The sequence below is a fragment of the Vibrio sp. 10N.247.311.13 genome, from assembly GCF_041467595.1.
Classification (GTDB): Bacteria; Pseudomonadota; Gammaproteobacteria; order Enterobacterales; family Vibrionaceae; genus Vibrio; species Vibrio crassostreae_C.
The window spans coordinates 1-9,674 of sequence record NZ_JBFSUX010000093.1; the positions used below are offsets into that span (position 1 = coordinate 1).

11 protein-coding genes are annotated in these 9,674 nt (G+C 41.2%); 7 read left to right on the forward strand and 4 right to left on the reverse strand.

The features are described from left to right. Positions 1-367 precede the first annotated feature (367 nt). Positions 368-1,783, reverse strand: coding sequence for a DEAD/DEAH box helicase (locus AB6E52_RS22060; RefSeq protein ID WP_170967985.1), 1,416 nt, complete (start codon positions 1,781-1,783; stop codon positions 368-370). Further along, positions 1,780-2,322: a hypothetical protein gene (locus tag AB6E52_RS22065; protein ID WP_102321417.1), complete on the reverse strand. Its 543-nt coding sequence runs from the start codon at positions 2,320-2,322 to the stop codon at positions 1,780-1,782. Before AB6E52_RS22065 ends, AB6E52_RS22060 begins: the two co-directional genes overlap by 4 nt. Before the next feature lie 101 nt (positions 2,323-2,423). Between AB6E52_RS22065 and AB6E52_RS22070 the strand changes: the two genes are divergently transcribed. Next, complete coding sequence (locus AB6E52_RS22070; protein ID WP_065676525.1) at positions 2,424-2,636, forward strand: helix-turn-helix domain-containing protein; 213 nt, start codon at positions 2,424-2,426, stop codon at positions 2,634-2,636. 22 nt (positions 2,637-2,658) lie between these two features. Here AB6E52_RS22070 and AB6E52_RS22075 read toward each other — a convergent pair whose 3' ends face one another. Then, a complete protein-coding gene (locus AB6E52_RS22075) occupies positions 2,659-3,219 on the reverse strand; it encodes a recombinase family protein (RefSeq protein WP_102321418.1) in 561 nt (186 codons plus the stop codon). A 174-nt stretch (positions 3,220-3,393) separates the two neighbouring features. Here AB6E52_RS22075 and AB6E52_RS22080 point away from each other — a divergent pair, with 174 nt between their 5' ends. After that, the gene (locus AB6E52_RS22080) at positions 3,394-4,101 is read left to right on the forward strand and encodes a helix-turn-helix domain-containing protein (protein ID WP_102321419.1); all 708 of its coding nucleotides are present in this window, start codon (positions 3,394-3,396) and stop codon (positions 4,099-4,101) included. Positions 4,102-4,149: 48 nt separating this feature from the next. Beyond that, positions 4,150-4,872, forward strand: coding sequence for a hypothetical protein (locus AB6E52_RS22085; RefSeq protein WP_102321420.1), 723 nt, complete (start codon positions 4,150-4,152; stop codon positions 4,870-4,872). 205 nt (positions 4,873-5,077) lie between these two features. On the opposite strand, the gene AB6E52_RS22090 is transcribed toward AB6E52_RS22085, so the two are convergent. Beyond that, entirely contained in the window at positions 5,078-6,013 is a 936-nt protein-coding gene (locus tag AB6E52_RS22090; protein ID WP_102321421.1) for a WYL domain-containing protein, read from the reverse strand. Between the two features lie 699 nt (positions 6,014-6,712). On the opposite strand from AB6E52_RS22090, the gene AB6E52_RS22095 reads away from it, so the two are divergent. From AB6E52_RS22095 to AB6E52_RS22110, 4 genes are all read left to right on the forward strand, one after another. Next, the gene (locus AB6E52_RS22095) at positions 6,713-7,135 is read left to right on the forward strand and encodes a PD-(D/E)XK nuclease superfamily protein (RefSeq protein ID WP_102321422.1); all 423 of its coding nucleotides are present in this window, start codon (positions 6,713-6,715) and stop codon (positions 7,133-7,135) included. A 70-nt stretch (positions 7,136-7,205) separates the two neighbouring features. Beyond that, positions 7,206-7,871: a hypothetical protein gene (locus tag AB6E52_RS22100; RefSeq protein WP_240800817.1), complete on the forward strand. Its 666-nt coding sequence runs from the start codon at positions 7,206-7,208 to the stop codon at positions 7,869-7,871. Next, on the forward strand, positions 7,868-8,137 hold the full coding sequence (locus AB6E52_RS22105; RefSeq protein ID WP_102321423.1) for a hypothetical protein: 270 nt from the start codon (positions 7,868-7,870) through the stop codon (positions 8,135-8,137). Before AB6E52_RS22100 ends, AB6E52_RS22105 begins: the two co-directional genes overlap by 4 nt. Before the next feature lie 9 nt (positions 8,138-8,146). Then, entirely contained in the window at positions 8,147-9,211 is a 1,065-nt protein-coding gene (locus AB6E52_RS22110; RefSeq protein WP_102321424.1) for a DUF6765 family protein, read from the forward strand. Positions 9,212-9,674 lie beyond the last annotated feature (463 nt).

Sequence of the window (9,674 nt, forward strand, 5' to 3'; positions counted from 1 at the left end):
TAGGAGGGCAACTAAGGAGTGCCGAGATGCGAGTTCGGAAAAGAAAAGAAGTCCCCACTAAGCGGTAGGGATAACAACCAAGGTAACACACTCACCAGATTTTTGTTGATTATTATTCATACGCTTTCTAAGTCTATCACTTTCAGGCTTCACCTATACTAACGTGATTGATTAGATAGCTAATACTCATTGTTCAACGTTGCCGTATCAAACTCGCAGATTTACGGTTTCAAGATACTTTTTCTAATATCAGTTAAGTGAATTAGAGTTTTGAATCTAACACGTTTTTGTCCATAAATGAGTTGAACGACGCCGCTACGTGGTGTGATCACCAAGGGATTCTGTCGTATCTTAATTACTAAGCGATTCATGGGTTTTGAAAACGGAACACATCAACAATTTGTTGTCTAAAATCACCCACTACGTCGAAGTAGTGGCACTGTTCTTCAGAGTTGTGGTTAGATAAGGTGGCTGCTTTTTGTTCAGTTTTAGTTAGTTGTGTTTCGCCCCATGAAATCTGGGTGCCTGAACTTTTTATGCTTGAGTAGTTTGGTATCCGCGTGTTATGAATTTCTGAAAATGCAGCGTTGTTATGGGGCATGTGTTCTTGAAATACTACATCGTTCAAAGGGATCTCCTCTGCGACTCGGTTGGCATAAGTCACTAGGTTGGGTTCGGCAAAAGTATATAACCACGCTTCTTGGTTTATCCCTTTGTTTATCCTGAGAATACGCCCCAAGATTTGCCTGAAGTAAAGCTCTGTTTTAACCTTGCTAAGGTGGCAGCACACTTGAAGCCTAGGGATATCTGTCCCTTCGCTAATCATTCCCACACTCACTATCCAATCGGAATCGCTGCTTCTGAAGTCATCGATGATCCCTGAAGGGGCGTCATGCTTGTAAGTGACAAGAACCGCCTTTTTATTAAACTCTTCGGAAAGCATTGAGTGTATTCTTATCGCGTGCTCAACAGATGCCGCTACCACTAACCCTGCGGCGTTTGGTTTCTTTTCCTGAATCGCATCTAGCTTCTTTAAGCCTAATTTTATCAGGTATCTTATGCAGGTATCGTCGGTGATGATACTTTGATAGTAGCCAAAAGGTTCATCCAGATATTCACGGATGGATGAGAAGTGGCGAGTTTCTGAATCGTTAGATTTTGCAGTGATCATTTCGTTGTCGACTAAGACAATACTGGGTAAGCGACATACTTTATCTTTAACCGCTTGGCTCAACCCATAGACGTAGTTACATTCAATTTCAGCCGTGTTGATGTTGTAGCTTGATAGGCTTACCGGTGCTTTATCAGAACGCCATGGCGTACCAGTTAATGAAAGTGTGTATCGAGCGTGGGATTGTATGTGTTGAATAACTTTTTCACCCCATGCGTTTGCCTCTGTCATGTTGAGCCCCGCGCAATGATGAATTTCATCAAGGACAACCAGGACTCGGTGAGTTTGTAGCAAAGACCAAAAGTAGTCATCAAAGTACTGCAAACCTTGATAGGTATACGAGGCACCTAACGCTCCAATCACGCCATCAAAACGGCAGTTCAGGTGATTCTTAAAGGTGTAAGCTAACCCCTGCGATATGGCTGTTGATGGTGAAAAACAAAGGACAAAGTCGATAGCTTTTTGTTCAAATAGCCGAGAGGCAACTTCTGCCGCCATGACTGACTTTCCAGCCCCTGGCGTTGCAAGACAGAGGAAGTGAGACTGACCTTTCTGATAGTGATGCAGGGCCAGTTCGACGCACTCTGATTGCCACTGGCGCAAAGCTATCATGATAGTGCTAATGCCATTTTGATTGCTCTTATCTGACCAACCAATTTTGAACTTTGAATCTTGGTCTTGCTCCTTACATCATGTAAGCCTTCTTTTAAATGAGGGAACTCAGAGCTAAGGCCTTGATACGTTTGAAACTCTTGTAAGCAGGCTAAAAAGTCACTTTCACATTGCTCTAACCTTTCTTGAAGTACCGTTTTAGGCGAATCTGATTTGCTTTCATAAGAACTATCATTGTTTTCGCTGACTTTGGTAGTGCTGTTGTGTTTCGTTAATTCCCAGGTTGCTTTTGAAAACAGATCAGTCTTTTGATACGTCACTTTCTTGGTGCCTTTAACGCTTACTTTACACAGTAGCTGTTTATTTTCTAGGCGTAGGATATGTCGGTACACCAGTCGTCTCGCTGCTGCTTTATCTAACGTAGAACCAGCGAGAGCCAGATACCGATCCCTAAGTTCTAATACAGAGAAATCATCAAGTTGATCCTCAATGAGAATTTGATAGAGAAACGGAATTAGATGAATTGGCTTACTGGACATTTTGTTTACCGAAATTTCGAGTGGGATTTTAAATGCGGATTATAGTCCGTGGATTTATATGCCGCAAGTAAGGATAGTTTTCATTTTAACTTGGATTAAAAATGAAAGACTTAGCGGTTAAATTTGGCTCGAAATTACGTGAGGTACGCAAAGAAAAAGGCATCTCTCAAGATAAACTCGCGCTAATTGCTGACATAGACAGAAGTTACGTTGGCCGCATTGAACGTGGTGAAGTGAATATTACACTCGAAAAAGTGTATGGCTTGGCACAAGCCTTAGAATGTAATGTTGTTGAGTTGCTGCCAGCGCCTTAGGGTAAAAGTGTATTCATACCATTCAAGAACCATTGCGGTTGTCGTTAAGTATCTTGTATACGCTGTTTCTCGAAATGCCTAGCACACTAGAGATTTGTGTAATTTTTTGATGCTCAGAATGCATACTGATAACTTGTTGCTTTATTGCGTTCGAGATTGGTTTCCTACCTTTGTATTTTCCAGCGGCTTTTGCTGCCGCGATCCCTTCAAGTTGACGTTCTCTGCGAATGTTTAATTCAAACTCGGCAAAGACGGCCAACATATCGAGAAACGCTTTGCCGGATGCTGAATCTGTTGAGATAGGTTGTTCTAAAGCGGTCAGTAGGATTTGCTGATCGTTAAAGGTTTTGACCATCTGCTGCAAATCTAGAACAGACCTGGCGATGCGATCGATTCTTGTAATGACGAGAGTGTCTCCGGCTCTTAGGTATTCCATTAGATCCACCAAACCTTGACGTTTGATGTTTGACCCCGTTGAAGTATCAGAGAAGATTTTGATACAACCTGCTTCCGTGAGTTTCTGAATCTGGAGATCTAATGATTGCTCTGTAGTGGAAACTCGTGCGTAGCCGACCTTGCTCATTGAATTTGCTCATTTAGCATCTAGACTTATTGAACATAGTGTCATTTAAAGTGTTTATCCACTCTAAATGAACATTATTGAGAAGCAATGAGTTTGTTGAATTAGGGTATACCTTAAATGAAAGCCTATCGTCGTATGTTTTGGAAGCTGCTCGTTTAGGAAAGAGGAAACGCCATGAACTTTCGAGACCCCGAGTTAGTACTGACTAAGCGTTTTCGTGGCGGGAAGAAATCCTATTTTCAAGTGAATTCATTTGATGCCGAATGGGTGTCGTTACAGGATATAGAGCATGGCGAATGCTTTTCCTTTAAACGAGCGCAGTTAGAAAGTCACATTAACAGCGGTCTTCTTTTGGCTACGGTCAAAAATAATGTTCCTGACGCTTTATTTATCAATGCCGTTAAAAAGAAAAAAAAACCTGTAGCTGTTGGCAAGAAAGTGGAAATTGAAGCTGAAGTCGACCGTAGATATTTCTATGTTCGCAAAGTACAGGATTCTGATCTTCCTGCATTGTCAGCAAATCGGTTAACACCGTGGATTAGCAAGGTAGCTGCAGAAATCGAAGATGAATCCCCGCCATCATATAAAACACTCCTTCGATGGCTTAAAGCGTTTAATGAATCGGGATGGAAAAAAGCCTCACTGCTCCCTCGTCATCATAATAAAGGTAATCACTCCAACCGATTGCCCCCTGAAGTAGATCAATTGCTATCCCAGGTTATCGTTGAGCATGCTAGGTCTTCAGTGAGAGTTAATATAGGCAAAGCACATCGAGATTTTATTGAGCGAATGGAACGGCTGAATGAGCGTCGATGCAACGAAGGGCTACCGATGCTTACTCCAAGCAGTTATGAAACCACGTTACAGCGTTTGAGAAAATGACCATCTGGTTGTTTTGTTTTGTTTTGTAGCCTTATAACGGAATGAATAATGAATTTTAGCGACCCTAATCTTATTCTTGTGAAGCGCTATCGAGGTGGCAAGTGCTCTCATTATCAGGTGAGTGATGTGAGCCGAACTGAAATCACCATCAAAGATATCGAACATGGTGGGTACTTTTCCTTTGCAAAAGACCAATTAGCATCGCATATAGAAAAAGGGCTTTTGATCACCATATCTAAAGACACTCTACCTGAAACCGTTTTTGTTAATCCCGTAGGCAAAAAGATTAAGCCCCAGAAGGAAAAGCCCCAAAAAGCAAAGCGAGAATTGGAATACGAGCAAGCAATGGAAAGACGCTATGCGTACGTGAGGGGAGTATTGGACTCTGATGTTCCGGCGTATACCCAAAAGCGACTTGATCCGTGGCTCGCTGCGTTTTCTAAAAGTATTGGGGATGCCAATCCACCAAGTTGGCGAACATTAGCAGAGTGGGTCAGTGTGTACGTTAGATCGGGTTGGCAAAAGAAAGCTTTGAAACCTGCTCATGCACTCAAGGGCAATCGAAGCCATTATATTGATGACGAGGTCGAAAAGCTCTTGCGACGCGTAGTAAGGGAGTATTCATTGAGGCAAATCAGAGTGAATTACACGCAAGCACATAACGATTTCTTAAAGCTAGTAGAAAAGCTCAATCAATCAAGAGTTAAACAGGGATTGAAACCAGTTAAAGCGAGCAGCTATCGCACAACGGTTAACCGGTTTCAGCTGTAGCTAGATTTTGGACAAAATATTGCCATGCGGTTTTTAAATGCAAATCGTTGATTCATTACACGTGCTAAGTTTACTTTGACTGCGCTGGTTACTCAATTCTGCGCCCGTTCCTTGAGAAAGTGAGCGCAGTGTTTGCAGTATGTTTAACCAGCGTAATCGTTTACTAGTTAATAGTTCTGCGGTGGGCTATCTGCATGCGCTAGTGTTATTTTCTAATGTAACCCTCTGTTTTTATTGTGTATTCATGCATCATGCGTTTGACGCTATTTACATGTTGCAACATATCTGCATTTTTTAGAAAGAACTTAAATCTGCTTGCTTCCGGAGGAATTTCACTTGGTACAGTTCCTGAGTCGACAGACCAGCGTTCTAATAATGACCAAGCAAAAACTGATTTTTCAACAACAACAAGAGTATCAGTATCACCCATACCAAACTCGATTCTAATCGCTTGTTTACCCTTTTCGTCTAAATCTGGATGTAGACCTAGTTGAATGGGTATTAGTGTATTCCATTCGTTATCATCATTAACCGTCGATTCGGATGTATCCTCTGTCGGTTTTATACGTTCAAATCGTGAAAAGTGGAAACTCTTAAAGATAGACTCTGCTGGATTATCTTTAATATCTTTGGCCCGAAACACCCAATTAAGTCCATCAAAAAACACAGTAGAAGGTTCTAGGATACGTTCGTCACGATAATCACTATTTGCTGAAATATAGTCACCTCGAACTCGTTTATTATCCGTAATTGCCCGCGTGATTACAGCGATAGATTCAGCATCAAGTTCCGTGGTTAAATCGCACGCTCTTTTGTAAATAGCCGATTCTTTTTGTTGTAATTTATGGCGGCAGAAACCTTCGAAGTGCATTTCCAAAGCTTTGCGAGCTTCAATTTCAACTAAGGGTTGATATGTGTCTAATCGAATTTGGTGTGTTTTTGGAACGATATTTTTATCATTGGTGAGCTGTTTGTACTCTGAAAGATCTTTTGTAGCTAATGGTTCCGAAATGCCAAACTCTTCGACAATTTCAGACCTTAGTATTTTACCACTGAATCTAACTTTAAAATCAATAAACGCGAGCCGTTCTGCTCTAGACTGGTTTCCGATTTTTTCTTTTAATTCATTGATACTGTACATTTTTATTATATCTCTTGATTTGGTTTCGTACTTATTTAATAACTATTTTAGCACAAATCGCTGTTTTTATCGCGACCAATTTAACGGTTGTTAATTATTTAATATTAAAAAATTAATAATAACAAATTAAAAAAGATGGCTTTTGATTGATCTGTGACCTATTGATGTGGCATAGTATAAATAGAAACAATGCTAATTAGCGTAGCAACACAAGAACTTAACAGGAAAATGATAGGAGTAGGAAAATGAAAAAAAATGGGCAACTAGCCATAAATGGCGTAATGGTTCGTAAGAAGAAATAAAAAAAGCACTTTCAGTGATAACTAAAAGTGCTTTTTTGCAGTGAGGTGAAGTTTATCCCTATTTGGCGTAGGAATAAAAGGCCCAACATTAAGAGGTTTCAAGCCCACAGAAAGGCAAGATTGCTCAGATTTGTAACGCAATCATACCTTCCAAATGTGTTCACCTCAATAACTGAATTCCCTCTTTAACTAGTTTTTGGAGGAATCTCAAATGAGTATTCGCCCTAAAGTAGTCCCAGTTTGCGCATACAAGCGTTACCGAAATGGTGTCTGGGAAGACGTGTGCTCACACACACGCTCACTACCTCGATGATCGAGTAATTACAAAATGGATGCGATTGAAAAGTTCAATCGCATCACTATCCAAATATCGTGAACACAAAACGGAAGAATGATTATGTGTAGAAAAGACCTTTTAAATGAGATCTCGGATACGTTACAAGAAATGGGGTTTATCGCAAGTAACACCAGAGCTCATTTCACCTACCAATCTAATATCAAATACCCAAGCATTTTTAGTGAGAAGAACAATTACGCTCACTACATTTTGTACACGCCTATTCGTACCATCCAAATTGTCGCTAAGTACCAACAATCAACCGGCACTGCGATGGAAAAACTTGGCTACACCGTGCTTGATGCCGCGCGTACTGAGTTTGATGACTACCTCGTGATCTGTGGCGGTGGTGAGTTGCTAAAAGGCAGTTGTGCGATTGATTTCCTCAATAAGCAGAAAAAGATAGCTCCTCGTTTGCATGCACTTCGTGTTCAAGATTTACCAGATTTAATCAAAGATGATTTAGACCGAAACGCCGCTTGACTGGTAAAGATTGAAAACAAGCGAATGAATATGTCATTCGCTTGGTGAGATCAAATAGAGGAGTCCTAGTGTGAAAAAACTGATCACTTTAACGATGTGTACACTGCTATCCGCTTGCGCAGCGACGGTGCCTAAAGAAGTTGTCGAACTGTCTTATCAAATGGAAAAAGACATGAGCCAGGTTGAAGAAGCTTATGTCACTTTGGTAAGACAGCACGTCTCGATGCTGAAAAAGCAAAGAGAAGACTATCTGTACCGAGAGTGGGTCCCAGTCATGCTCGAAGATTGGATTCAAACCGGTCAATTAATCGAAATGGCGCAAGGTACGGTTGTCTACGATGAGTCGATGGGAGGGTTTAAAACCGTCACTCAGCCTGATCGACTCTCTCAACTGAGCAGCATCACCGAGTGGGCATTAGCCGCATCAGAAGAAATTGAAGCAAAGAAACGAGAGCTCATTCAGCCATTAGAAGAGGCGGAGCAGAAGTTAATTGCTGATATACACCTTAGTTTCAATTTACTGATTCAAGGGAACCAAACGATTACCGCCCATCTCAATAGCATTCGAGAAGTGCAAGATGTTCAAAATAAGCTACTTGAACGTGCTGGGTGGGATGGCCTTCGTGACAATATCAATCAACAACTTAGCGAGTTATCAGAACAGGCTGTTACCGGCTTAGATGAGGTTCGTAAACTCGATAGTAAAACTCAAAAACAATTGGAGAAACTGCAATGAGTATGCGCACTTTAATTAAAAAGTCGGTTAACAAAGCGAATGCAAGCTTGGCTGATAGGGAAGCTGATTTGCTTAAAAATACGGACTTTTCCGATAGTACCCTGTCGCCCGGTATCTGTGAACATCATCTTTATTCTAGCCTGATTGACGTAATACATTCGGCAACTACTGCTAATGCAAATACCGCCAAATTAGAGTCAAACATTCGAGAATTAGGTGATGAGGCATGGCAATTAACCCAACGTATTTTAAACGCAGTTAAATAGGATCAGATTATGCAAATCGATATGCACTACTACGGAACGTATTGTCTGGCTCGTGCGGCTGGTCTTAGGCTTGAAGCGGCGAAAGTGATCGCCAATTCTGCGCAGTTTGTTGATGATAATGCACAAGAGAACGATATAGAGTTTGATGATGCATCGGCTTGTCGCGTTGAACCGACAGCCCATCATGTGGCGGACATTAGTAACATCAACCCGAATGAGCAACGTTTGGTTTGGGTTCCTTTTCACTTCTTGCCAGGTAACAAAGGTGAGTCGTTTACGGAGAAGTTAATCTGTCGTCAAGATAGCGAAATAGCTCGTGAAATGTGTGCCAACCATCTAGCACAAGTAAACAAGCCCTATTTTCTTCCCTTGATAGGTATTATGGCGCACGTTTACGCAGATACCTTTGCCCACTATGGCTTCTCAGGGGTCAGTTCGCGCAAGAATCGAGTCAATAGTGAGTCGTTTGATTTCAAAGATCTTAACGATGATATGCATAAGTACATCGTCGGTAAAAAAGATAATTTTTTTGCTCGTTTTAACCCTTTTGTACGGAATATTAAATCGCAGTTAGCGCAAGATCTGTCGGGTGCGTTAGGTCATGGTGGTGTCGTTACTTTCCCTGACCGACCTTACTTAAAGTGGCATTTCACGTATGAGGATGGTGTTCAGTCAGGTTGGCGCGACAACGTGGAAACCTTCATGCTTTATTGCCAGAAGACTCATCAAATGTTTTCTGAACTGGCAAATGCATCCCCTCAACTTTCAGATTTAGAGCAGCAGCAGACGTGGCAGCAGCTCGAGCCAAAAGTACGTGAGATCATTGAGTATCAAGCAAGGGGTGAAGAGCGAATTCTGAAATGGCAAACCGAAGCGATGCACGGTGAATTGTTTAACATTGCAGAAGCTATCCCACTATATCAAGACTGGAATGAGGGCTTTGAAGCATTAAGTACAGGTTGCAGCCATGATGCGATGTCACACCCCATCTATGGTTACTACCAAGCGGCTTCTTATCATCGCTGGTATGTTCTGCGTGAGCTTTTGCCTCAGCATGGTTTGATGGTGAGCTAGTTTTGGTTAGAAGTAATTACTTAGTCGTTCTTCGAATATAATCATGGAGCTATTAAAGACTTATTTCCAGTGATGGATTGACATTGTTCATCACTGGAATTTCATCCTGTAACGCCGCACTCATTTTCTGAGTGTGATGGGATGAGCATGAATATTTGCATAAAATCAACTTAGGACCTTACGGTGTTAGAGGAAAGTATGGGTCAAAGGGGGTTAAGCTGGATTCTAGTAAGTCGCTAAGTTGGTGAATATGTATTGACCAACACGTTAGTATAACTTGGATAATAACGACTAAATAAATACTACTAAATATGCATTTAAAACAAAATAGTATAATGTTTAGTACTACTTCTACTATAAATTTCTAACTTCCTGCAAGCATCACCTTAAAAAAGCCGCTCTTTATGAGCAATGCCGTTCGGATAAGCATTACTGTTTGAATCTAAACGGATATTTAGCTGGA

What these genes read in the sequence shown, in the direction of transcription:
- AB6E52_RS22075 (WP_102321418.1), bottom strand. Translation starts at nt 3,219, where the DNA reads ATGAGCAAGGTCGGCTACGCACGAGTTTCCACTACAGAGCAATCATTA.
- AB6E52_RS22080 (WP_102321419.1), top strand. Translation starts at nt 3,394, where the DNA reads ATGAACTTTCGAGACCCCGAGTTAGTACTGACTAAGCGTTTTCGTGGC.
- AB6E52_RS22090 (WP_102321421.1), bottom strand. Translation starts at nt 6,013, where the DNA reads ATGTACAGTATCAATGAATTAAAAGAAAAAATCGGAAACCAGTCTAGA.
- AB6E52_RS22065 (WP_102321417.1), bottom strand. Translation starts at nt 2,322, where the DNA reads ATGTCCAGTAAGCCAATTCATCTAATTCCGTTTCTCTATCAAATTCTC.
- AB6E52_RS22105 (WP_102321423.1), top strand. Translation starts at nt 7,868, where the DNA reads ATGAGTATGCGCACTTTAATTAAAAAGTCGGTTAACAAAGCGAATGCA.
- AB6E52_RS22085 (WP_102321420.1), top strand. Translation starts at nt 4,150, where the DNA reads ATGAATTTTAGCGACCCTAATCTTATTCTTGTGAAGCGCTATCGAGGT.
- AB6E52_RS22060 (WP_170967985.1), bottom strand. Translation starts at nt 1,783, where the DNA reads ATGATAGCTTTGCGCCAGTGGCAATCAGAGTGCGTCGAACTGGCCCTG.
- AB6E52_RS22070 (WP_065676525.1), top strand. Translation starts at nt 2,424, where the DNA reads ATGAAAGACTTAGCGGTTAAATTTGGCTCGAAATTACGTGAGGTACGC.
- AB6E52_RS22110 (WP_102321424.1), top strand. Translation starts at nt 8,147, where the DNA reads ATGCAAATCGATATGCACTACTACGGAACGTATTGTCTGGCTCGTGCG.
- AB6E52_RS22095 (WP_102321422.1), top strand. Translation starts at nt 6,713, where the DNA reads ATGTGTAGAAAAGACCTTTTAAATGAGATCTCGGATACGTTACAAGAA.